The organism is Vibrio sp. Evd11, from assembly GCF_900382755.1.
Classification (GTDB): domain Bacteria; phylum Pseudomonadota; class Gammaproteobacteria; order Enterobacterales; family Vibrionaceae; genus Vibrio; species Vibrio lentus.
In genome coordinates, this window is sequence record NZ_OSDX01000012.1 from 41,399 (window position 1) to 64,886 (window position 23,488).

The window sequence follows — 23,488 nt, forward strand, 5'->3', positions numbered from 1 at the left end:
AAAAGATGCAGTTAAATACAAATAATTGTTAGAAATAGATAGTAGAGCAAGTGTGAATAAAAAACAGCCAGCATAAGGCTGGCTGTTTGGTTTTAGTGATAGGTGTAGAGTTTTGGTCGTCTGTTGTTGCTTGTTTCTCAGTTTACGGACTCTACTCTATGGATAGAGCATGGCGCTCAACGTTGTCGTTATGCGTTTTGAGATTCGCTTACTGCTACAGCCAATGCAACTGTCGCACCGACCATTGGGTTGTTACCCATACCGATGAAGCCCATCATTGCCACGTGAGCCGGAACAGAAGAGCTACCTGCGAACTGAGCATCAGCATGCATTCTGCCCATGGTATCTGTCATGCCGTAAGACGCTGGGCCTGCTGCCACGTTATCTGGGTGCAATGTTCTACCTGTACCGCCGCCTGAAGCAACTGAGAAGTAAGGTAAACCTTGGCGAGTACGTTCTGCTTTGTAGATACCTGCAACAGGGTGTTGGAAGCGCGTTGGGTTAGTTGAGTTACCCGTAATACTTACATCCACTTCTTCTCTGTGCATGATTGCCACGCCTTCACGTACATCATCAGCGCCGTAACACAAGATCTCTCCGCGAGGGCCTTGTGAGAAGCGGCGGCGTTCTGTTTCAACAAGCTCGCCTGTTTGGTAATCGTATTGAGTGCGAACATAGGTAAAACCATTGATGCGAGAAATTAAGTAAGCTGCATCTTTACCTAGACCATTGAGTATTACCTTCAATGGGTTGTGACGTGATTTGTTGACGTTGAGTGCGATTTTAATCGCACCTTCTGCAGCAGCAAAAGATTCATGGCCCGCAAGGAAAGCAAAGCAGTGGCTCTCTTCATTGAGAAGACGAGCAGCTAGCGCACCGTGGCCAATACCGACTTGGCGTTGCTCGGCAACACTGCCGGGTTTGGTGAATGCTTGGAGGCCTTCACCAATAATATTAGCGGCTTGTTCTGCGCTGGTGGCTTTACGAAATAACGCCAGTGCTGAGCCAAGGATATAAGCATCGGCAGCGCTTTCAAAAGCAATAGGTTGGGTATCCATCACTAACGCTTTTGGGTCGACATTGTGTGATAGACAGTATTGGTTCGCTTGCTCCAAAGAGTCGAAGTTCATTTCTGCCAATACGCGAGTTACTGATTCATTAAATTGAGTGTTCATCATATCTTTCCTCTAAATTGGCAAAAATTATTGTTGGCGTGGGTTAATGGTAGTTACAGCTTCATCGAAGCGACCGTAGGTTCCCATAGCAAGGTCTGCTGCTTCATTGGCTGACATACCTTGATTAATCGCCTTCATCATTTTGCCGAGGTTGAGATATTCGTAGCCAATCACTTCGCTATGGTCATCAAGTGCAAGCTTGGTCACGTAACCCTCTGCAAGCTCTAGGTAACGAACGCCTTTCGCTGAGGTTGAATAGCTAGTACCTACTTGGCTACGTTGTGTTTGACCTAGGTCTTCTAATGCAGCGCCAATTTCTAGGCCGCCTTCAGAGAATGCGGATTGAGTTCGACCGTAAACAAATTGCAGAAAGATTTCGCGCATGGCTACGTTAATAGCGTCACACACCAAGTCAGTATTCAGAGCTTCAAGAATGGTTCTTCCTGTGAGGATTTCGGCTGCCATCGCGGCTGATTGAGTCATGCCTGAACAACCAATCGTTTCGATTAGCGCTTCTTCGATGATGCCGTTTTTTACGTTTAGCGTTAGTTTGGCAGCACCTTGTTGTGGTGCACAAGTGCCTACGCCATGGCTTAAGCCAGAAATAGCGATGACATCTTTTGGGCTAACCATAGCGCCTTCAACTGGAATTGGAGCTGAAGTGTGAAGATCACCCCTTTGAATAGGGCACATTGATTGAATTTCTGAAGAGTAGTGCATAATGTTTTCTCACTGATAGAGCCATTTAAGACCTAGGGCGTTGAGAAAACAGGACGTGTTGGAAGAGGTGCGGCTAATTCACTACAGATCTTGAGTATCGGTAATCCAAAGGTGTCATGAAGCTTGGTCTTGATAGACTAAGTCCATTTCAAAATGGAGGAATAGCGATACATCCAACAGTATTACCTGTTTTCGATTCTGTAGGAGTCATTAGCACTGTTCGAAAAGAACGGGCGGTTGAAGCAAAAGCTTAGGTGGAACCCCATCACCTGATGACTATAGATTAGATCTTTATCACACTTTTGTGCAAGCGAATGTTTAGAGCGATTTCGACTATAAACAAGCTTCATTATATTTCAATAAGTATAAAAAAACGCCAATAACGGACTCTTATTAGAGGCATTATTGACGTTTTTTAGAAAGGTATCAGCTAGTTATGCTGCATCTTCTTCTGCGTCTTCAACAGCTTCAAGTTTCTTTTCTTTTTTCGGAGCTGGTTTGCGCTTAGCACCTAGTGCGTAAAGAACTTCTTCTTTATTCTTCGCTAGGTACATTGCAAGTTCTTCTTGCTTGCCTTCATCTTCAACTAAATCGCTTTTGCTTAACAGTTCAAAAAGCTCATCAGCCATATCCAGCATTTTGTCGTATGCGTCAGCTTCGGCTTTAGAGGTAAAAGTCATTTTCTCTTCTCCGTTGCGTTCGACCACGTACTTGACGATAACAGCCATGGTTAATCCTCTAAGTTTGATAAATTTTACTGGCTTTTTATACAGTTTCTGATGCAAAAAGTCCAGTTGATGACCTAACTATGCGGCCTCAATCTTGATGTGTAGCCCAGTCTTCACAATAACCCATGAAAGATTTCAGCAGCGGGCTTTGATATTTGTCTTTGTGCACCAGCATCCAGAATCGGCGTTTCATGTCGAGCGGGACATCGAGTGCTTTTACTCGGCCGGAATCAATCGCTCGTTGTGCGGCTAACCTTGATAAACAAGCGAGCCCAAGCCCTGCAGAAACCGAATTGATGATGGCCTCGGTGGTGTTGAGTTCAAAGGATTCATACCAATGTTCAATACGAGGTGCAACAGCACGCAGGAAAAACTCGCGAGTTCCTGAACCTGACTCTCTCAATATCCAGTGGCTGCCTTCTAAATCTTGCAATGCAACTTTGTCTTGAGAAAGGAGAGGGTGTTGATTACTAACGATAATACACATTTCATCGCTACTGAACTGGCTAGAGATCAATTCCGGATGGAGTGTTTTTCCTTCAATTAACGCGATATCCAGTTCATAATCCACCAACTTTTGGCAGATCAGCGCACTGTTTGAAATGAACAAGCTCTGATCTTGATGCTGAGTTAGTTCGCGAAAGCCAGACAGAATAAACGGTGCGACCTGATTACCAATAGTGTCACTCGCGCCAACCTTTAAATTGCCACTTAATGGTTGGTCATCTCGGAACAAAACATCGATGCCTGCGGCTCTGTGAAGAATCTCGTCAGCCAAAGGAAGTAGCTTTTGTCCTTCTTGATTGAGAATTAATCGGTTGTTGACCCGGTCAAATAGAGAGTGGCCCAATTGTTTCTCCATTTCGCCCAGCGCCATGCTGACTGCAGCCTTAGACAAAAATAGTGCTTCCGATGCGGCGGTAAGCGTCGAATGTTGGGTAATGGTGACAAACACTTTGAGTTGTTTGATTGAAATATTAGCCATCAGGTTCCTAGTTTTACGCTGCTGGTGGAAAGGTATCGTTCAGTATTAATGAACACTTGTTATATATAATTGGATATTGTTTAACGAAGCGCAAGCGTATTATGGCTTCAACAAGCTGATGAGTTCACAAGTTTAGTGAATTAAGTTTAAGAGAGGCTGACATGATTCAACGTATTAAATATAGATTAACAGGAGCTCCAACACCCATGGCAGGGTTAGCACTCGCAATTGCAAGCTTAGGCTGGTGTTGGGATGGCGTTTTAGTCGCACAAGGTACTTTACACACACCGGGTTTGGTGCAGTGGATCAGTGCAGGCATTGCGGCGGTATTACTTCTTGTTTTAGCTGTGAAATTTTTGATTCATGGCCACTTATTACGTGAAGACCTTGCTCATCCTGTTGTCGGTAGTGTTGTACCCACATTCGCGATGGGTTGTATGGTGGTGTCTGCTTCGTTGGCTCCAATCTCTCAATTCTTACAAGAAGCTGTGTGGCTCGCTTCGGTAGCGTTACATGTCGTGTTCTTGGTGAGCTTCTTATACCACAGAGCTAAAAACTTTGAGATTCACCACATGGTGCCAAGTTGGTTTGTGCCACCAATCGGTATTATCGTGGCAGACGTTTCTTTTTCAGGTAATCCGATCTTAGAACCTGTTGCTCACGCGACTTTAGTTTTTGGCTTATTGGTTTATGCCGTAATGCTACCGCTCATGATCTACCGTTTGATCTTCTCTCATGAAGTGCCTGACGCAGCAAAACCAACCATTGCGATTATGGCGGCACCAGCAAGTCTATCTTTAGCTGGCTACCTAACGGTGACGGCAAATCCTTCGCCAGTGATCATTGGGTTACTCTTTGGCATTGCAGTGTTGATGACGTTTATTATCTACATCGCGTTTTTCAAACTACTTCGTCTGCCATTCAGCCCTGGCTATGCGGCGTTTACATTCCCAATCGTGATTGGTGCAACGGCGTTATTCAAATTGGCGGCTTGGATGCAAACTGTTGGTGTGGAAACTCACTATGTGGATCAAGTCTTCAACCTAGCGTATCTAGAATTGATTGTGGCAACGTTTGTAGTGGGTTATGTGGCGGTTCGTTATTACATGAATTACAAACCTCACCGTGTTCTAAGTGCGGTAGGCAGTAGATTGTAAGAAGCAATAGTTCAAAAGATAAACGGACCTTAAGTTTTCAGTATTTCATAAGCTTATATTCCTAATCCAAACTCGGCACTTATGCTAATCTGGCTTTATATTGTGGCAAGATTAGCGTGAGTGCACTTTGTTTACTGTTTACCATTCCAATAAAGTCGATACTTTAAAAATCCTTCTCGTTCACTTAATCAAAAGTGATCCTTTAGCCAACCCTTTCGAAAAAGAGCAGATCTTGGTTCAGAGCCCAGGTATGTCTCAATGGCTTAAGATGGAACTCGCCAAAGAGTTTGGTGTAGCAGCAAATATAGACTTTCCTCTTCCAGCAACCTTCATTTGGGATATGTTTACCCAAGTGCTTCCTGATGTACCTAAACGCAGTGCTTTTAACAAAGAAGCGATGACGTGGAAGTTGATGAGTTTGCTACCGGCTAAGCTTGACCACCCTGATTTCTTACCTCTGCAACGTTATCTTGAAAACGACGAAGATGACTCTAAGTTGTATCAATTGGCCGAGAAAATTGCCGATATCTTCGATGGTTACTTGGTGTATCGGCCTGAATGGATGGCGATGTGGGAAGCGGGAGAGCCCGTTGCTGAGTTGGTCGATGATGAAGGGCAGCAAGCTCACCCTTGGCAACCGATTTTGTGGCAAGCACTCTATGAGCAAACCTTGTCTCAAGGCCAATCAAAATACCACCGTGGGAACTTGTATCACGACTTCATTGAAGCGCTAGCCAAGCAACAAGGCCAATTGCAACATCTGCCTAAACGCTTATTTGTGTTTGGTATTTCTTCGTTGCCTCCTCGTTACATGGATGCATTGAAAGCTCTGGGTGAGCAGATTGATGTGCATCTGATGTTTACTAACCCAAGTAAGCCTTATTGGGGAGACATCAAAAGCCTCAAAGATTTAGCAAGATTTGAGGCTAAGCAACGTAAAAAGCTCGCTTTGTCTAATAATATGCTCTCATCAGCTGGCTCGTCTTCCTTAATGGAAGGTGGGAAATATGAAGTGCATGATGAACTGCATATTGATAATGCCATTGGAAATAATTTATTAGCTTCGATGGGAAAATTAGGACGAGATAACTTACTTTTGCTCTCTGAGGGAGATACTGAGGAGTATCAATTTTTTATTGATGTAGAGCGAGATGGCTTATTGCATCAAATTCAAAGAGATATCCTTGAATTGGAAGAGCATCGCAATGATGAGGTTTTGGATTCCAGCAACCATAAACAGGTGGTTGAGCTTGGCGATCGCTCGTTAACTGTACACGCTTGTCACAGCCCAATGCGCGAGGTGGAAGTTCTTCATGATCAGTTGTTGGCGATGTTTGATGCCGACCCGACACTGAAACCACGCGATATCATCGTAATGGTGTCTGACATTAATGCTTATAGCCCAGCGATTCAGGCGGTATTTGGTAATGCTCCGGGTGAGCGTTATATCCCTTACTCGATCTCTGATAGAACCGCAGACCAAGAAAGCCCAATTCTGACCGCTTTCATGCAATTGGTCGCGATACCGAACACGCGTTGTCTAGCGTCTGAGTTGCTAGAGCTGTTAGAAATTCCTGCGATGATGGCACGCTTTGGTATTGACGAGTTTCAATTCGAGCAAGCTAAGCAATGGGTTGAAGAGGCGGGCATTCGTTGGGGTGTCGATGCTTCAACGGCGACAGAATTTGATCTACCTGCGACCGAGCAAAATACTTGGCTATTCGGCATTCAGCGCATGCTATTGGGTTATGCGATGTCGGACTCTGCAGGTTTATTTGAAACTGAACACTCCCCGATTGCCGCTTATAACGAAGTTCAAGGCATTAACGCCGAACTTGCAGGTAAGTTAGCGCACTTTATCGATCGTATTGCCCATTACCGTCAACGCTTAACTGAAACCCAATCTATCGATATGTGGCGTGAAACCTTGCTGCAAATGATTGATGATTTCTTTGCGGTTGAGCTGGAAGGCGAGGTGGTGCTTAAGTCGATTCGTGATGCACTTTCGCAACTGAATGAACAACTTGATGATGCCTTGTACGAACAAGAGCTGTCGCCAAGCATTATCTACCAGTATCTCAATAATAAGTTATCGGGTGCGCGTATTAGTCAGCGTTTCTTAGCGGGGCAAGTGAACTTCTGTACCCTGATGCCGATGCGTTCTATCCCGTTCAAAACCGTTTGTCTATTAGGCATGAATGATGGTGTTTACCCTCGCTCAATGCCGCCAGAAGGTTTTGATTTGATGAACGGGCGCACTCGTCCGGGTGATCGTTCTCGTCGTGATGATGACCGCTACCTATTCTTAGAGGCGATGTTGTCGGCGCAAGAGTGTTTATACATCAGCTATGTCGGCCGTTCGATTCAAGATAATACTGAGCGAGTGCCGTCGGTATTGGTTTCAGAGTTGATTGAATACTGCCAACAGAACTACTGTTTGAGTGACGACCAAGCCTTACCAAGTGATGATTCAGGCATCAACCTGACTCAAGCGATCAGCTTTGAACACACCATGACACCGTTCAGCCCTGCTGCGTTTATTCAAGGTGATGCAAGCCATGTGCTGAGTTACGCCAAAGAGTGGCTTCCTGCGGCTAACCGTTCCGGTGAACGCAGTGGTGAATTTAATCGCGCCTTAGATGACTATTTGTTGGGGGCGACGTACCCGTTAGAACTCGATTTGGTTGAATTACAGCGTTTTTGGCGTTTGCCAGTGCAGTACTTCTTTAATCGCCGTCTAAAAGTGGTGTTTGAGCCGCCACTTCCTGTGATGGAAGATGATGAGCCATTTGTACTTAATGGTTTAGAGAGTTTCCAACTTAAGGATGCTTTGCTGCAAGTGTTACTGGACCACCCTGAAGGCGCAGACGAAGCCGTTCGATTGTTTGTCTCTGAGCAAAAAGCACAGGGCCGATTACCGGTTGGCGCCTTTGGTGATATCGAATTTGAAACCAACCGTGTGCAAGCGGAAGACTTGGCCAAAGAGATTCGATTTGTGAGCGGATCACCGCAACAAGATCTCGAAGTGAATATCGAATTTGATGTGTTAGGCGAAGGTAAACCTGTTCGCTTGATGGGTTGGTTAACTCAAAACTATCAATCGGGTCTAGTTCGTTTCCGTAGCGGCAAAATACGCTCTCAAGATTACTTGGCTGCGTGGATTGATCATCTATCCTGCGCTGTGATGGGGCACGAAAAAACGACCCATATTATTGGCTATGACAGAAAAGAGGGCGTGGTTCACCAAACGCTACAGCCTATCGGCGATGCGCAGCAAGCGAAGAGCTTGTTGGCTGAATTAGTGCGACTGTTTTATCAAGGCATGACAGCACCGCTACCTTACTTCCCGAAAACCGCATTGGCTGGCGTTGAGGCTGGCTTTAGTCGTGGTAAATGGGTCGATGACGAAGAAAAGTCACTTAAGAAAATGGCTGATACCTTTAATGATAGCTTCGCCTTTACGGGCGAGGGCAGAGATACTTACATCTCTCGAATTTGGTCTAAGTGGGATGATGAACTGGCTACTGAGTCGCGTATGTATTCAACGCTTGTGCTACAGGCGGCAAGATTGGCTGCTGCCGATCTGGAAGATCAGGAGTAAGTGGCTGTGATCGACAAGATCAATGGCGTACGCGCTGAATCAATAGAAGACGAAAGAGAGTCGCTGGTCAGCATTTGGGATGCTTGCTTTCAAGGTGAAGGGAATCGAAGTGAAGAAAAGCAAGGTACAGGAAATAAAGTGGCCGCCAGTAAATCATTATTAGTGTAGGGCGTTCGCTGTACGGCCACAGGTCAGAGGGACCATTATTCTGTGGTTCAAAGTAACGCCGTAAAGTACAAAACTCGTACGCGCTCCTGAACTCGTGGGCGCATAGTAGCGAGGCGATCTGAATTGATCCGTGAGAGAGATCGCACTAACTATTAACAAATTAGCGTAGGACGTAAATTGAATGACGTTTTCCACGCTAGGTCACATTTGTAACAACACATTTATCAGAAGGCAGTAAGGCATGACGACCACAAGCAGTGTTCAGGTAATCGCTCCACAGACACTCGATACCATGACGTTTCCACTTCATGGCGCGCGTTTAATTGAAGCATCAGCGGGTACGGGTAAAACATTTACCATCGCTGGCTTGTACTTGCGCCTACTGCTCGGGCACGGCACGGCCGCTCCACAAGGTGAGCTGACTGAAGCCACTCGACACCAAGAGCCGCTAACCGTAGACCAAATTTTGGTTGTGACCTTTACTGAAGCGGCAACGGCAGAGCTGCGAGATCGTATCCGTGCTCGAATCCATGATGCGCGCATTGCGTTTGCTCGGGGGCAAAGTGACGACCCAGTGATTGCTCCTTTGTTACAAGCCATTGATGATCATGCTGGTGCTGCGAAAACTTTGCTTAATGCCGAAAGACAAATGGATGAGGCCGCGGTCTACACCATTCACGGTTTCTGTCAGCGAATGTTGACTCAAAATGCCTTTGAGTCTGGAAGCCGTTTTGATAATGAATTTGTGACCGATGAAAGTCACCTGAAAGCGCAAGTGGTAGCTGACTATTGGCGTAAGCAGTTTTACCCGCTGCCAATTCAACTGGCTGGCGAAGTGCGAAATATTTGGGGTTCGCCTGCTGCATTATTAGCAGACGTAAATCGTTATCTGACAGGATCTCCGCTGAAATTGACAGTAGATGCGATGTCGGGTGACTTGCAAACTCTGCACAATCAAAACCTAGATAAAGTTAAGCAACTTAAGGCGTTGTGGTGCGAATCCGAAGCGGACTTTTTGGCTTTGATTTCAGGTTCAGATGTGAACAAGCGCAGCTACACCAAGAAGTCTTTGCCGACTTGGTTAGAAGCCGTCACAGCATGGGCGCAGAGCGACACTCATGATTACCAGTTCCCAGACAAATTAGAGAAGTTCTCTCAAGCAACATTAATCGAGAAAACACCAAAAGGCACTGCACCTCAGCACGTAGTTTTCGAGGCTATTGAGAGCTTCTTAAACTCCCCTGCAGATCTGAAAGCCCCATTGTTGGCACATGCGATTACTCATTGTCGAACCATGTTAGCCAAGGCGAAACAGCAGAAGCAGTGGCTATCGTTTGATGATTTGCTGACTCAGTTATCCGCGTCAATTGATGTGGATGAGCAATCACTGCTGGTGGAGAGAATCCGCACTTTATACCCAGTGGCGATGATTGATGAATTCCAAGATACCGATCCGCTGCAATACAGTATTTTTAGCCGAATCTATCTCGATAATCCGCAATGTGGCCTGTTTATGATCGGTGACCCGAAGCAGGCGATCTATGGCTTCCGTGGCGCGGATATCTTTACCTACATTAAGGCAAGAAACCAAGTTAGTGCTCACTACACGTTAGGCACTAACTGGCGTTCGAGTGCTGATATGGTCAGCGCGGTAAACCAAGTGTTTATGAATTCGGATAGCCCGTTTATCTACGACCAAGACATTCCATTTTTGCCCGTAGCAGCCAGCCCATCGGCCGACAAACGCCAATGGGTGATGAATGGTCAAACTCAGCACGCGCTCACCTTTTGGCTGCAGGATGCAGAAGATAAGCCCTTACCGAAAGGCGAATATCACAAGGCAATGGCTGAGGCGACGGCGAGTCAAATTCAAACCATTCTGACCGCTTCTCAAAACGAGCAAGCTTATTTTGATAACGGTAAAAAACAACATGCTGTGAATGCAGGTGATATTGCTGTCTTGGTTCGAACCGGTAGTGAAGGTCGCCTGATTAAGAACGCGCTATCCGAACAAGGCATCGCTAGTGTCTACTTATCTAACCGAGACAGTGTATTCACCAGCTTGGTCGCGCAAGATATTCAACGCCTACTACAAGCGGTGCTGACACCTGAAAACGACCGTGCATTGCGCGCCAGTTTAGCCTCAGAGTTGTTTGCTTTGGATGCGGCCTCATTGGATGAGCTCAACAACGATGAAGTGGTTTGGGAAAACGTCGTTAACGAATTCCGAGAATATCGTAAGTTGTGGCTACAGCGTGGCGTGCTACCAATGCTGCGCAGCGTTATTAGCAAGCGACATCTCGCGGAGCGCTTACTAGAAGAAGAAAATGGTGAGCGCTCACTTACCGATTTGATGCACATTGGCGAACTGTTGCAACAAGCTAGGCAGGAGCTCGACAGCGACTATGGCTTGTTACGTTGGCTAGCAGAAGCGATATCAGATGCGCAAAATGGTTTAGGTGGCAGTGAAGACGACATTCAACGCCTTGAATCAGAGAGAAACTTAGTTCAAATCGTCACTATTCATAAATCGAAAGGTTTGGAATATGACCTAGTATTCCTGCCGTTCGTGGCGAGTTATCGTGAAGCGAGTGAAGGTAAGTTCTACGATCACGAGTCTGATACCACAGTGCTTGATATTACGGGTAGCGACAGTGCCTTAGCGCAAGCCGACAAAGAGCGATTGGCGGAAGACTTACGTTTGATTTACGTGGCGCTTACTCGTGCCGTTTACGGTTGTTTCATTGGCATGGCTCCGCTACGTAAAGGGCGTTCAACCAAAGAGCCGACGGGTGTGCATTTGAGTGCGATGGGCTACTTGGTTCAAAATGGACAGGAGCAAGGTATTGCTGAGTTGAATCAAGCTTTGGCAGCGATTGAGGGTAAGAATTCAAGCGTATTACTGTCTGAAACGCCTACCGCTCACGAACAAGTTTTTGTGCAAACAGAACAAGTGAGTGAAGACTTACATGCCAGTGAACTTAAAGCTTCAATTGACCGAGCTTGGCGTATCACCAGTTACTCAGGATTAGTCAAACAAGGCAGTCACGGTGCAAGTCATGATGCGACGATTGAGGTGTCTGGTTTCGATATTGACTCGGCTGATGAACAAGACGAGTCGGAATTGATTGAACCTGAACGTTCTATATTCACGTTCCCTCGTGGCGCTCGCCCTGGTACTTTCTTGCACACCTTGTTTGAGGATGTTGAATTTACTGAGCCAGCAACCAGCGAACATAACACGCAAGTAATCACTCACTTGTTAGAGTCAGAGCAATACGAACTAGAGTGGTTACCAGTGCTTCAACAACTGGTCGATACGGTGCTGAACACCGCGCTGGATGGTAAGAACTTAAAGCTAAGCGAGAAAGACTCAACGCAACGCTTAGTTGAGATGGAATTCTTACTACCGATCGAAGTGTTGGCCGCATCTGAGCTGAATCAAACCATTCAATATCACGATCCGTTATCGGCTAAAGCGGGCGACCTAGGTTTCCAAACCGTGCAAGGCATGCTGAAAGGCTTCATCGATTTGGTGTTTGAGCATCAGGGTAAATATTATGTACTCGACTGGAAATCGAATCATCTAGGTGATGACGTTGCTGTCTACCATGGTGAAGCACTGAAGTCGGCGATGGCCGACCACCGTTACGATCTGCAATATCAAATCTATGCGTTGGCATTGCACCGTTTCTTACGCAGCCGCGTTGCGGATTACAGCTATGAGCAGCATTTTGGTGGGGTTTATTACTTGTTTTTAAGAGGAATGGACGGCCAATCTCAACAAGGTATTTTCTCGGCTAAACCTACATTGGCTTTGCTCGATGAAATGGATCAATTGATTGACGGTAAAGTGATAGACAGACGTTCAGCACAATTGAATGATAATGAAACTGGACAGATGGGGCTTCTATAATGACAACGACCACGACAATGGAAACAGTTAACGCTGTAAAGCCAGTTTCACTTATCCCTGAGCAGATCATGGATGTACTCAAGTTCCTTGCAGCCAAGGGCTCAATTCGCCAATTGGATTATCAGTTTGCTCGTTTTATTGCTCAGCAAGCGACGAGTCACTCTCAAGAGATCGGCTTTCTAGCTGGGGTGGTGAGCCATGAATTAGGCAAGGGGCATATCTGTACTCAGCTTGTTCAAGAGACAGATCTTGCTCAGCTAATTGGTTTGTATGGTGAGACGGCATTGCAACTGAATCAAAAATTGTTGGGGATTGACTGGGTGACTGTTCTGCAATCATCTAACCTCGTTGGCACAACCAATGACTGTGTTAAGCCGCTAATGTTTGATGGACAGCGTGTCTACTTACAGCGTTATTGGAACTATGAAGTAGTGTTGGCTGAAACGTTAAACCGTTTAAGTAAGCCAGTCGAGTTCAACATGGAGCAGAAAAAAGCGCTCACTGAAACGCTCAACCAGTTATTCGCACGCAGTTATCATTTTCTGTTTAATGCCTTAGCCAAGGCTGAAGCAAACCAACAAACGTCTCAGGTATTACGCCAACAACTGGTGTGTGACCATCTAGATATTGTCGATGAACATGTTCTGGATTGGGGCGCGATAGACCAAGCGATTGTTCAAGCCAAACAAGTGACTGATTTAGATGCTCTAGACAGCTTGGTGCCTTTATCTGTTTGCTTGAACTGGCAAAAGGTCGCAGCAGCGGTGGCGTTAAGTCGTCGCTTCGCGGTGATTTCTGGTGGGCCGGGTACCGGTAAAACGACCACAGTAACCAAGTTATTGTCGGCGATGGTCGAGCAATCACTAAACCAAGGCAAAACACCAACGATTAAGCTAGTTGCGCCAACGGGTAAAGCCGCGGCTCGTTTAACAGAGTCGATTGGTAAAGCGATTGAGCAACTGCCTTTAGCACCTGAAGTAAAAGCCAACATACCAACGGAATCGAGCACTTTACACAGATTGCTTGGCGCGATTCCTAATCGAGCGGAGTTTAGACACAATCGACGTAATCCACTTCACCTTGATATCTTGGTGGTGGATGAAGCATCGATGGTCGACTTATCCATGATGTATAAGCTGGTGGATGCACTCCCCGAACACGCAAGGCTGATTTTGCTTGGCGATAAAGATCAACTCGCTTCAGTAGAGGCAGGCGCCGTGTTGGGTGATATCTGTTCATTCAATTCTGCCGGTTACAGCAGCGCGCAAGGTAACTTGATTGCGGAAATGACAGGCTTTGATGCGATAGCTAAACCAAGACAAGTCAAAACAGGATCGGTTAACCCTCCTGCGATTGCAGATAGTTTGTGTATGCTGCAGAAGAGTTACCGCTTCGATGCGCGTTCCGGTATCGGACAGTTGGCAAAAGCGATCAATAACGGCTCTGCTAATCAGGTCGATCAAGTGTTTGCGAAAGGGTTTGAGGATATCGAAAATCATCCCCTGTCGAGTGACAGCTATAACTTGATGCTGCGAACTTTGGTTAATGAGTATGGTGCGTATCTCAATCGAATGAATGTGCCGCTAGAAGAGTTAGAAACTCAAGAAGCGAGAGCGAAATCGGTTCTCGATCTGTTCAGCCAGTGTCGATTGCTGTGTTCCATTCGTGAAGGTGACTTTGGTGTTAAAGGCCTCAACCACAGAATCGAAAGGGCACTTGCTGCAAGACGCTTGGTGAATCCGCACAATGATGAACTCTGGTATCACGGGCGACCAGTGATGGTAACGCGTAACGATCATGGCTTGGGGTTATACAATGGTGATATTGGTATCTGTATGCTTGAAGCGGACTCAAGCCACTCTGACTCTGTACCTAGATTGAAGGTCTACTTTGAGTTGCCGGATGGTAGTGTGAAAGCTGTGCTACCAAGCCGAGTGCCTGAGCATGAAACGGCTTATGCAATGACGATACACAAATCTCAGGGCAGCGAATTTGATCTGACCTTAATGATCCTGCCGCCGGATTTCAGCCCTATTCTAACGCGAGAGCTTATCTATACCGGTATTACACGTGCCAAGAAACGACTGATGATGTTCAGCGACATAAATGTGTTGAAGCGTGGGATTAAGGTGAAAACAGAGCGAGTGAGTGGTTTAGGCAGTCGCTTAACAAACTAGTTGTTAATTACCGCTAGAAAGGACTTGAATTTAAGTTAGATAAACACAAAGCAACCATCCCTGGTTGCTTTGAACGTTATTAAGACTCTTTGCTTAAAAACGCTCGAGTAAACGATATGTGGTTTATCTTGTATTTTGCTTGGCAATTCAAAATAAACTCTTTTAGATTCTCGCTAACAGGGAACACGCAGTGTACGTCTAGCCCTTCTAAGAATTGGTTATCAGCCATATCCCAAAAACTTTGCAGCGAGTTACAAACAATGGTTCTCATATCAATGTTGCTCTTTTTGCTGTTTATATTAACGAGCAGAGCTAATGTTAGCGTGCTGACCGTCAACGGGTATAGCAATCCGTGCAGTGACCACCTCAATGCATGTGATATGACAACCGAGATGGTAATTCCAATAAAAACATTTGTTATTTTGTTAAAGCGACCAAATTCTATACAATTTTACTTGTGAGTTAAAGTGCATAGTTAATAAATCTCATATAGAAAACGATTACATTTGCAATTATTTTTCTTTTGAAGTGAGATTGTGCTCCAAAACTTTATTTATACGTTGAGCGCCAGGATCTTTGAGTTTCTCTGATAGTTGTATAGCCCTTGCTTTTCCATCGGTAATTCATCAACTGTTATCTCGTAAAAGCCCTGTTCACGGAACCAATGAAGGCTATGTGTCGTCAGGACAAAGATTTGGTCGATATCACGAGATTTAGATTGGTGACGCATGTAATCCAGTAATAACTGGCCACGATTCCCATCACGATAATCAGGATGAATTGCAACACAGGCCATCTCTGCCATGTGATCTTCCGGGTAGGCGTATAGCGCTGCACAGCCGATGATCAGTCCGTCTTTTTCGATAATGGTAAAGCGGTGGATCTCCTGCTCTAATTGCTCTCTTGAACGACGAACCAAGATGCCTTGTTCTTCTAAAGGACGAATGAGATCAAATATGCCACCAATATCGTCAATCTGAGCTTGTCTTACTTGCTCAGCACTCGCCATAACCACTTGGGTGCCAATACCATCAAAAGAGAACAGCTCTTGGATTAATGCGCCGTCGACTTTGTAGCTGATTAGGTGGCAACGAGGGACTCCGGCCCGACAAGCTGAGATCGCACCTTTCAAGAAGCGCAGTGTTCCTGTGCTCATGTCTTCGGCTGGTTTTTGAGATTCCGTTAAGCGTTCTAGAATTTGTTTGGCGTCTTTAGGGAAGAGTTCGGCGAGTACATTGCCGCTTTCATCTGTTACCCCTTGTTCGGAGCAGAAACCAATCAGCTTGTCGGCCTTTAAACGAATAGCAACCTGAGTTGCGACTTCTTCAGAAAGCAGATTAAAGCTTTCGCCAGTCACGGAGCTAGCTATAGGCCCAAGAAGGACGATGGAACCTTGGTCAAGTGTGCGATTAATCCCTTCGATATCGATTCGACGAATGCGCCCACTGTGGCAATAATCGGTACCATCATCGACACCTAGCGGTTGAGCGGTAATGAAGTTACCACTCATCACATTGAGTTGAGTACCTGCCATTGGGGTGTTGTTCAAGCTCATTGAAAGGCGGGCTGTTATGGCGAGTTGTAGCTGGCCGGCTGCCTGCATAGCAACACCCAGAGAGTATTCATCGGTGACTCTAATATTCTTGTGGTAAGGCGTATGGCAATCTTGTTTTTCTAGCAGTTGGTTGATCTGCGGTCTTGCCCCATGAACAAGAACAATCTTGACTCCAAGGCTGTGGAGTAAGGCAATATCACTAATAATGTTACCAAAGTTTCTATCGGCAACGGCTTCGCCTCCCAGCATAATTACCATGGTTTTACCACGGTGGGCATTTACGTAAGGGGTTGATTGTCTGAAACCTTTTACTAGCGCTGTACTTCTTAATTTCACAGAACAAGTCCATTTTTGTTTATTTATTCGTTAATTTAGCATTTAAATTCAAAGTTAAACAACACATTTTTTGGAATAAAGCGCAAACTATTCTCATCTAGGGTTCATTATATAAACTGTCTCAGTGTAGAATGCGCATAGCATCTTTATGAGTAGTCACCGAATGCAACAAGCTCCAGCAAGAAAGAACAAGATCGATGAGATAACCAAAGGCCTCTACAGTGAAGCTGAGCAACGCAACCAATCTAAATTGAAGCGTAAGATCATTGAACGCAGCCTAATGGCATTAGCTATGGTCGGAACGTTTGCGGTGGTGTCTCTTTTTGGTGATGTTATTAATCGAGTACAAGATGCAGCAACACCCGATCACTTGCTGTATGGCACCTGGGTCGAACAAGATGTTGCTCATTATGCGACAGATGAATTTGTGCTAAATGCCAACGGTGTCTCAGTCGGTGGTTCAGTCATTTCGACTAACTTTGAGTTCGATGGTAACTACTTTGAATATAAGGCGGGGGATAAAACGTATCGCTTCCGCATGACCAAAGCTGATCATACAGAAATGGTGCTAGATTCAGATGGGCACTACAACCCAGTCTTTCGCCTCAAAGGCTATATCGATAATTCCGTCCGATAGGTTATCTTACTGTAAACTCTTACAATCTAAGATTGTGTTATCTGAGCGTTTTTGTCATCCTCGATGCATAGAATTTTTAGGATGACTCTTGTGATTAAAAAATGGCTTCCCCTTGTTGCCGCCTCTTTACTATTTGGCTGTGCTCAACCAACCGATCGTGCTCAACAACACCTTGATGATGAATTTCCCCGCACCTTAAATAAGGTCGATCAGGTTGAATCTAATAAACCAAGAGACTACACCGCATTTTCAGAACAAGCTGAGATGGTGGTTTCTAAATCCCCTTCGATGGCAAAAATCTATGAACCGCTTTATCAGCAGCTTAATGAGTGGGCGATGCAAAGTGGTGATCCGAGCGAGCTAGCTAACTTCGGTGTTCAAACCGCTCAACTTGGTGGTGGCGATAAGCAAGGCAATGTTTTGTTCACGGGCTACTTTTCTCCTGTGATGGAGCTGCGCCATGAAGCGAATGAAGAATACCGATTCCCTGTTTATGGGCTTCCTGATTGTGATAAAGATTGTCCTACTCGCGAAGAGATCTACAACGGTGCATTAGAAGGTCAAGGTCTGGAATTAGGTTACGCTGCAAACCGTATCGACCCGTTTATGATGGAAGTTCAGGGCAGCGGCTTTGTTCATTTTGGTGATGACGACACGCTTAAATATTTCGCGTATGCGGGTAAGAACAACAAAGCTTATGTGAGCATTGGCCGTGTATTGATCGATCGAGGCTTAGTGCCACGCGAAAAAATGTCATTAAAAGCCATTAAAGAGTGGGTAATGGCAAATGAGCCTTCAGTGGTAAAAGAGCTGCTTGAGCAAAACCCTTCTTTTGTTTTCTTTAGTTCTAGGGAAGATTTATCGGTAATGGGCAGCGCAGGCATTCCATTGTTGCCAATGGCGGCGGTTGCAGGTGATCGTTCTATTCTCCCGATGGGCACACCTATTCTTGCTGAGGTTCCGTTACTGAATGCTGATGGTACTTGGAGCGGCGCGCACCAACTAAGACTACTATTGGTTTTGGATACCGGTGGTGCGGTTAAGCAGAACCACTTAGACCTCTACCACGGTATGGGACCAAGAGCGGGTACTGAAGCGGGTCATTACAAGCATTTTGGTCGAGTGTGGAAGCTGGGTCTAGATGGTAGCGCAACTGAAGCGCCTTGGGCTTTGCCTCCTGAGAAGGTTGAGTAAACGGCAATAAAATAGGGCATTGAAAGCGAATCGCTAATCCCCTAGACTTTTTATTCAAGAGTGCGTATAAAACGCACTCTTTTCTTTTTCTCAGAAATAAATTGGCGGCAACAATGCGTGAATTGACCATTCCAGCTTCAGAAAACTATGACCAACGATTTGGTGGCACTCGTCGCCTGTATGGCAATAGTGAAGTCGATATACTTAGAGCCGCACACGTGTGTGTTATCGGTATTGGTGGCGTGGGTTCATGGGCTGTTGAAGCGCTTGCTCGTACTGGTTTAGGTGAGCTGACGTTGATAGATATGGATGACGTGTGCGTGACTAACATCAACCGTCAAATCCACGCTATGTCGGGTACGGTTGGCAAGAGCAAAATCGAAGTGATGGCAGAGCGCGTTAAGCTTATTAACCCTGAGTGTAAAGTGAACCTGATTGATGACTTTATTGGCCCAGACAATCAGGCTGAGTACTTGTCGAAAGAGTTCGATTTTGTTCTCGATGCGATTGATAGCATGAAAGCGAAGGCTTCGTTGTTGGCGTATTGTCGTAGCAATAAAATCAAAGTGATCACCACGGGTGGCGCGGGTGGGCAAGTCGACCCGACTCAAATTAAAGTGGCTGATCTGACGAAGACGATTCAAGATCCGCTCGCGAAGAAGCTAAAAGACACCCTTCGTCGTCATCATAATTTTCCTAAGAACCCTGCGCGTAAGTTTGGTATCGATTGTGTGTTCTCGACTGAGCAACTGAAATACCCTCAAGCTAACGGCAGTGTATGTGCTGCGAAAGCAACAGCGGAAGGTCCAAAACGCATGGACTGTGCGACGGGTTTTGGCGCTGCGACAGTGGTCACCGCGACTTTTGGTTTTGTGGCGGTTTCACGTATCGTAGAAAAGCTGATTCAAAAGCACGCTAAGTAACGTCTTCTACTCAATTAACAATCGACTGGATATTAAAATGACTACATTCCCAAGCTCTCCATTCGGCACTGAAATTACCAGTGATGATATTGTCGCGAAGATGCAGACATTCAGCGGCTGGGAAGACCGTTATCGCCAAGTGATTCAATGGGGCAAGAAACTGCCAACGATGCCTGATGAACTGAAAAGTGATCAGGTTGTGGTTTCTGGCTGCGAAAGCCAAGTGTGGCTAGTTTCTCAGAACATCGACGGTGTTTGGTATTTTTGCGCAGATTCGGATGCACGTATTGTGCGTGGTCTTATTGCTTTAGTGATGGCTGCGTATGACGGTAAAACATCAGAGCAGATTCAAGCGCTCGATATCGATGGATACTTTGAGAAAATTGGTTTAATTACTCACCTAAGCCCATCTCGCGGCAATGGATTAAAAGCGATTGTTGCTCAAATCCAAGAGTTAAGTGCTTAACATTTCTTAGATACACAGAAACAAAAAGGGTTGACGCTAAACGCCAACCCTACATAATTTCGCTACTCGCTAAAGCATATCAACGGCTTTTTCTATCGCCGCTACAAGCTTTTCAACATCATCCATGTTGTTGTAAATACCAAATGAGATTCGAACCGTGCCTTTCACATTAAGTGCATCCATTAATGGGTGAGCACAGTGGTGACCAGCGCGAACTGCGATACCTTGTTGATCCAACAGCGTAGCAATGTCTTGATGGTGAACACCGTCCATCACAAAAGTAATCACACTTGCGTTGGGTTGATAACCCAATACCTGAATATCATCCAGTTTACTGAGTGCAAGATAAGTCTCGTGCTGTAGCTGGTGGATGTGAGTTTCCACATCGTGTTGCTCAAACTGATGTAACCACTCTATCGCTGTACTTAATGCAATGGCTCCTGCCACGTTTGGCGTGCCCGCTTCAAATTTCCCCGGAAGTTCAGAAAAGGTAGTGCCAGAGAAAGACACGCGTTCAACCATCTTGCCACCACCATGCCAAGGTGGCATCGCTTCTAGCAATTCAAGCTTGCCGTAAAGCACTCCAATACCAGCGGGAGCATAGAGTTTATGTCCTGAGAACACGTAGAAGTCAGCCCCTAAAGTAGCAACATCAACGGGCTCATGAACGATACCTTGCGCGCCATCGACCACAACAATTGCATTCATTTTATGTGCTTTCTCGATAACTGTTTCAATCGGCTGACGAGAACCCGTTACGTTGGTTATCTGAGCCAGAGCGACAATCTTAGTTCGTTCATTCAAAAGGGCGTCAAACGCAACAACGTCAAAGTCACAATCTGATGTCATTGGTACTTTCACGACTTTAGCACCGGTTTGCTCTGCAACAATTTGCCAAGGCACGATGTTGGCGTGATGTTCCATTTCACTGACTAAGATCTCATCGCCAGGTTGAAGCGTGCTTCTTGCGTAAGTTTGTGCGATCAGGTTAAGTGCTTCGGTTGCACCACGAGTCCAAATAATCTCTTTTGACGATGTCGCGCCAATAAACTGAGCGACCTTGTCTCTAGCCGATTCAAATTGACTGGTTGCTTGAGCTGTTAAGCTATGACTGCCACGGTGAACATTGGCATTCTGCTTGGAGTAATATTGGCTAATAGCATCAATAACCACCTGAGGTTTTTGTGTCGTTGCCGCGCTGTCTAAGTAAATCAACGGTTGTTGGTTGATGGTTTGTGATAGCGCAGGAAACTGCTCTCGGATGTGATTGATATCAAGCATCTATTCTTACCTAAATCTTGGAAATTGGTGCTAGCGTTATGCTGAGCGGTATCGTTATTTTATCGCGACTTGTTAACCGTTGCTGACTAATCTTGATGATTCCAGCTATTTTCTCGTTCTTTAACCTGATCGAAGAGTTTTTGGTTAACAGGAACTTCTATCTGATGCTTAAGTGCCGTCTTTATTAGGTGTCCGGTAATGAAGTCGATCTCTGTCTTTCGTTGGTAAAACATATCTTGCTTCATTGAGGAATTGTTCTTTGCTGTCGCTTGAATAACCAAGCTGGTGCTTGTTTCTAATTCGTCGAAGGAACAAGTAATGCCTTCAGCTAGCATCACTTGCGTGAGTTCTTTAATTATAGAACTCAGAGCTTCGCTAAATCTTTTGTCAGCAAGCTCTCCGTTTTTGATTTGTTCCAACCCAGTCAGTGGGTTGATGGCACAATTGATGGCGAGCTTAGTCCAGAGTGCGGTTTTTATTTCTGGGTTCCAACTTACAGCAGGTAAGGCATGCTCCAACACATCAACTAAAAAAGTGCACTGTTGACCCTTGAGGTTAAAAGCACCCAATTGAGTTTGGCCGATTCCTGTGTGGGATACATTGTTGCGATTGGGTTTGAATGCCGCTTGGGTGGTGGTCGCCAATACTACCGGGTGAGCATCAATTTGAGTTGCTATCTGATCGACCGCGCCCATTCCATTGTGCATGAAGATAAGAATGGTATCAGGGTCGAGATATTGAAGCAGTGGGGTGGTGGCTTCTTCTACTTGCCAAGCCTTGACCGTGAAGATCACTAGATCACTTTCTGATAGCTTCTCGATATTGTTGTTACTGAAGGAAAGTGAAGTTTGTCTATCAAGCGATAAGTCAATTGAGTTATCAGTGGAGCGACTCCACAAAGACACATTATGACCCGCTTGAGAGAGTTTGATAGCCCACAAAGAGCCGATAGCCCCAGGCCCAATAATTGAGATGTTCACAGCAATACCGAGATAAGAAAGTGATGCTGCAAGGATAACGAGGCATTAAATGAAAGCAATAAAAAATGGCACCTGAGGGTGCCATTTTGGAAACTTTCTTAGAAGTTCTATTAGAACTTGTAAGTTACTGCTAGGTAGTGGCTCACACCTGAAGTTTTACCTGCGAATCCACCGTCTTCTAGACCATAAATAGTTTCGTAAGCTTTAAGACCGTAACCTACAGCATAACGGTCTGAGTGCCAGTAAATACCGTTAAACATTGCGCCGCCGCTGCTTTCTGCGCTGTACTCGTCTTCCATCGCAAACTGCCAATCAATGTAACCTTGGTAAGAGATGAATGAACCGTTCTCGAAGAAGTAGAATGGTTTGAACCAGTTTGCAGAAACTTGGTAGCCGTTCCAATCTTTAATGTTTGAATCGTAGTTACCGTAAAGGTTTAAGCCAATTTTGCCTAACCAAGGAACCATTACGTCAGAACCTAGACCGATTTTTTGTTGGTTAACACCAAATGTACCATTGTCACCATTTGCGTCCGGTGCAATTGTATTCACTCCATCCCACGTGATTTCAGATGCAACGTAAAGCTCTTGTACTGGACCAAATGAAAGGTCTTTACCTGTTAGGCCGTCAAGAGACATACGTGGAGCAAACTTCATGAACATTTTTGCTTGGCTGTCTGCTTTATCGCTACCTGGATCCGAAAGTAGGTTAAATACATCAACATAGCCATATAGGTCGAAGATTCCTGAACGACCGCCAAATTCCATCTCTAGGTAATCATGTGATGATTCACCTGGAAGTTCATCAAATGCACCCATAAGATTGAATTGCATCCACTTGTAATCATTTTTGTGGATGTCGCCGTCAGAATAATCCGCTGCCATTACCGGAGCAGAAGCTGCTGCAAGTAGGCCAAGAGTTAAAAGTGATTTACGCATAATGGAACTCTCTATGTTTGAAATAAGTAACCCGCTAATCCGTGCGTGTTTATGATGTCCGAATGCCGAGCATAATAGCGATTTTGTTCTCAAATAAAAGTGAGACGTGATGAAAATTGCAATTATTAAGGTGAACTTGATCACACTAATGATCTAAATGATGGAACTTTAAGATGGAAATGCATCTTGATGCACCACTGATTCTATTGATTTTTTGAAATTCGATTATTTTGTGGATAAATCGGTGAATTACTGCTCTAAGCAAACGATTCTACTGAATAGAGTGACATGCATATCAAAATCAACAGTATTCCTTTCTATGTAATTTTCTCTCTAAAAGCGGATAAATCTCTCCTCATATAAACCCACTTCCTGATCTATTTTTAACCAACTTCGTAATGGTGGTGGAATCAATTGATGAACGACTGACGTGATGAGTCGTCTGGAATTTGAACATGGTTGCTTTTTCTGTCACAGAACTCTTGAGACAGTTATTTGTACGAAACTCAAAGATTGCGTGAACGGTTTTTTTTACAGCGGGAACTTGCTCT

18 protein-coding genes and 1 riboswitch are annotated in these 23,488 nt (G+C 45.2%); of the genes, 9 read left to right on the forward strand and 9 right to left on the reverse strand.

Annotated elements, in window-relative coordinates; translation table 11 throughout:
* Window positions 1–188: 188 nt before the first annotated feature.
* From ED652_RS07560 to ED652_RS07575, 4 genes are all read right to left on the reverse strand, one after another.
* Entirely contained in the window at window positions 189–1,178 is a 990-nt protein-coding gene (locus ED652_RS07560; protein ID WP_017110228.1) for a GGGtGRT protein, read from the reverse strand.
* A 24-nt stretch (window positions 1,179–1,202) separates the two neighbouring features.
* A complete protein-coding gene (locus ED652_RS07565; RefSeq protein WP_065206889.1) occupies window positions 1,203–1,895 on the reverse strand; it encodes an iron-sulfur cluster assembly scaffold protein in 693 nt (230 codons plus the stop codon).
* A 194-nt stretch (window positions 1,896–2,089) separates the two neighbouring features.
* Window positions 2,090–2,174: riboswitch (Fluoride riboswitch) on the reverse strand.
* A gap of 155 nt (window positions 2,175–2,329) precedes the next feature.
* Complete coding sequence (locus ED652_RS07570; RefSeq protein ID WP_004735185.1) at window positions 2,330–2,623, reverse strand: YebG family protein; 294 nt, start codon at window positions 2,621–2,623, stop codon at window positions 2,330–2,332.
* A gap of 88 nt (window positions 2,624–2,711) precedes the next feature.
* Window positions 2,712–3,608 carry a LysR family transcriptional regulator gene (locus ED652_RS07575; protein ID WP_017110226.1) on the reverse strand — a complete coding sequence of 299 codons (897 nt, stop codon included), beginning with the start codon at window positions 3,606–3,608 and terminating at the stop codon, window positions 2,712–2,714.
* Between the two features lie 161 nt (window positions 3,609–3,769).
* On the opposite strand from ED652_RS07575, the gene ED652_RS07580 reads away from it, so the two are divergent.
* The 5 genes from ED652_RS07580 to recD all read left to right on the forward strand — a co-directional run bounded on the left by ED652_RS07580 (window position 3,770) and on the right by recD (window position 14,627).
* Window positions 3,770–4,765: a TDT family transporter gene (locus ED652_RS07580; protein WP_065104980.1), complete on the forward strand. Its 996-nt coding sequence runs from the start codon at window positions 3,770–3,772 to the stop codon at window positions 4,763–4,765.
* Between the two features lie 127 nt (window positions 4,766–4,892).
* Window positions 4,893–8,366, forward strand: coding sequence for an exodeoxyribonuclease V subunit gamma (gene recC, locus ED652_RS07585; protein WP_122054150.1), 3,474 nt, complete (start codon window positions 4,893–4,895; stop codon window positions 8,364–8,366).
* A 6-nt stretch (window positions 8,367–8,372) separates the two neighbouring features.
* Window positions 8,373–8,534, forward strand: coding sequence for a hypothetical protein (locus ED652_RS23730; RefSeq protein ID WP_162929927.1), 162 nt, complete (start codon window positions 8,373–8,375; stop codon window positions 8,532–8,534).
* 241 nt (window positions 8,535–8,775) lie between these two features.
* A complete protein-coding gene (gene recB, locus ED652_RS07590) occupies window positions 8,776–12,450 on the forward strand; it encodes an exodeoxyribonuclease V subunit beta (RefSeq protein ID WP_122054152.1) in 3,675 nt (1,224 codons plus the stop codon).
* Window positions 12,450–14,627: an exodeoxyribonuclease V subunit alpha gene (recD, locus tag ED652_RS07595; protein ID WP_122054154.1), complete on the forward strand. Its 2,178-nt coding sequence runs from the start codon at window positions 12,450–12,452 to the stop codon at window positions 14,625–14,627. Before recB ends, recD begins: the two co-directional genes overlap by 1 nt.
* A 79-nt stretch (window positions 14,628–14,706) precedes the next feature.
* Here the strand turns inward: recD and ED652_RS07600 are convergent, their stop codons facing one another.
* Both ED652_RS07600 and argA read right to left on the reverse strand, forming a co-directional pair.
* Complete coding sequence (locus ED652_RS07600; protein WP_004735192.1) at window positions 14,707–14,898, reverse strand: hypothetical protein; 192 nt, start codon at window positions 14,896–14,898, stop codon at window positions 14,707–14,709.
* Window positions 14,899–15,180: 282 nt separating this feature from the next.
* Complete coding sequence (gene argA, locus ED652_RS07610; protein WP_122054156.1) at window positions 15,181–16,518, reverse strand: amino-acid N-acetyltransferase; 1,338 nt, start codon at window positions 16,516–16,518, stop codon at window positions 15,181–15,183.
* A 163-nt stretch (window positions 16,519–16,681) separates the two neighbouring features.
* Between argA and ED652_RS07615 the strand changes: the two genes are divergently transcribed.
* The 4 genes from ED652_RS07615 (at window position 16,682) to csdE (ending at window position 19,738) form a co-directional block, all read left to right on the forward strand.
* Window positions 16,682–17,155: a DUF2850 domain-containing protein gene (locus ED652_RS07615; RefSeq protein ID WP_065104976.1), complete on the forward strand. Its 474-nt coding sequence runs from the start codon at window positions 16,682–16,684 to the stop codon at window positions 17,153–17,155.
* 81 nt (window positions 17,156–17,236) lie between these two features.
* Window positions 17,237–18,349 carry a murein transglycosylase A gene (gene mltA, locus ED652_RS07620; RefSeq protein ID WP_162929929.1) on the forward strand — a complete coding sequence of 371 codons (1,113 nt, stop codon included), beginning with the start codon at window positions 17,237–17,239 and terminating at the stop codon, window positions 18,347–18,349.
* Window positions 18,350–18,462: 113 nt separating this feature from the next.
* Window positions 18,463–19,272, forward strand: a complete 810-nt coding sequence (gene tcdA / locus ED652_RS07625; RefSeq protein ID WP_122054158.1) for a tRNA cyclic N6-threonylcarbamoyladenosine(37) synthase TcdA — start codon at window positions 18,463–18,465, stop codon at window positions 19,270–19,272.
* Window positions 19,273–19,309: 37 nt separating this feature from the next.
* Window positions 19,310–19,738 carry a cysteine desulfurase sulfur acceptor subunit CsdE gene (csdE, locus tag ED652_RS07630; RefSeq protein ID WP_122054160.1) on the forward strand — a complete coding sequence of 143 codons (429 nt, stop codon included), beginning with the start codon at window positions 19,310–19,312 and terminating at the stop codon, window positions 19,736–19,738.
* Window positions 19,739–19,807: 69 nt separating this feature from the next.
* On the opposite strand, the gene csdA is transcribed toward csdE, so the two are convergent.
* The 3 genes from csdA to ED652_RS07645 all read right to left on the reverse strand — a co-directional run bounded on the left by csdA (window position 19,808) and on the right by ED652_RS07645 (window position 22,937).
* Window positions 19,808–21,019, reverse strand: coding sequence for a cysteine desulfurase CsdA (gene csdA / locus ED652_RS07635; RefSeq protein WP_122054162.1), 1,212 nt, complete (start codon window positions 21,017–21,019; stop codon window positions 19,808–19,810).
* A gap of 86 nt (window positions 21,020–21,105) precedes the next feature.
* Window positions 21,106–21,999: a 2-dehydropantoate 2-reductase gene (gene panE / locus ED652_RS07640; RefSeq protein WP_122054164.1), complete on the reverse strand. Its 894-nt coding sequence runs from the start codon at window positions 21,997–21,999 to the stop codon at window positions 21,106–21,108.
* Window positions 22,000–22,109: 110 nt separating this feature from the next.
* Window positions 22,110–22,937, reverse strand: coding sequence for an outer membrane protein OmpK (locus ED652_RS07645; RefSeq protein WP_102312289.1), 828 nt, complete (start codon window positions 22,935–22,937; stop codon window positions 22,110–22,112).
* Window positions 22,938–23,488: the final 551 nt, after the last annotated feature.

Coding starts and splice junctions, on each gene's coding strand:
- ED652_RS07560 (WP_017110228.1), bottom strand. CDS start 1,178: ATGATGAACACTCAATTTAATGAATCAGTAACTCGCGTATTGGCAGAA.
- ED652_RS07565 (WP_065206889.1), bottom strand. CDS start 1,895: ATGCACTACTCTTCAGAAATTCAATCAATGTGCCCTATTCAAAGGGGT.
- ED652_RS07570 (WP_004735185.1), bottom strand. CDS start 2,623: ATGGCTGTTATCGTCAAGTACGTGGTCGAACGCAACGGAGAAGAGAAA.
- ED652_RS07575 (WP_017110226.1), bottom strand. CDS start 3,608: ATGGCTAATATTTCAATCAAACAACTCAAAGTGTTTGTCACCATTACC.
- ED652_RS07580 (WP_065104980.1), top strand. CDS start 3,770: ATGATTCAACGTATTAAATATAGATTAACAGGAGCTCCAACACCCATG.
- recB (WP_122054152.1), top strand. CDS start 8,776: ATGACGACCACAAGCAGTGTTCAGGTAATCGCTCCACAGACACTCGAT.
- recD (WP_122054154.1), top strand. CDS start 12,450: ATGACAACGACCACGACAATGGAAACAGTTAACGCTGTAAAGCCAGTT.
- ED652_RS07600 (WP_004735192.1), bottom strand. CDS start 14,898: ATGAGAACCATTGTTTGTAACTCGCTGCAAAGTTTTTGGGATATGGCT.
- ED652_RS07615 (WP_065104976.1), top strand. CDS start 16,682: ATGCAACAAGCTCCAGCAAGAAAGAACAAGATCGATGAGATAACCAAA.
- mltA (WP_162929929.1), top strand. CDS start 17,237: ATGACTCTTGTGATTAAAAAATGGCTTCCCCTTGTTGCCGCCTCTTTA.
- tcdA (WP_122054158.1), top strand. CDS start 18,463: ATGCGTGAATTGACCATTCCAGCTTCAGAAAACTATGACCAACGATTT.
- csdE (WP_122054160.1), top strand. CDS start 19,310: ATGACTACATTCCCAAGCTCTCCATTCGGCACTGAAATTACCAGTGAT.
- csdA (WP_122054162.1), bottom strand. CDS start 21,019: ATGCTTGATATCAATCACATCCGAGAGCAGTTTCCTGCGCTATCACAA.
- ED652_RS07645 (WP_102312289.1), bottom strand. CDS start 22,937: ATGCGTAAATCACTTTTAACTCTTGGCCTACTTGCAGCAGCTTCTGCT.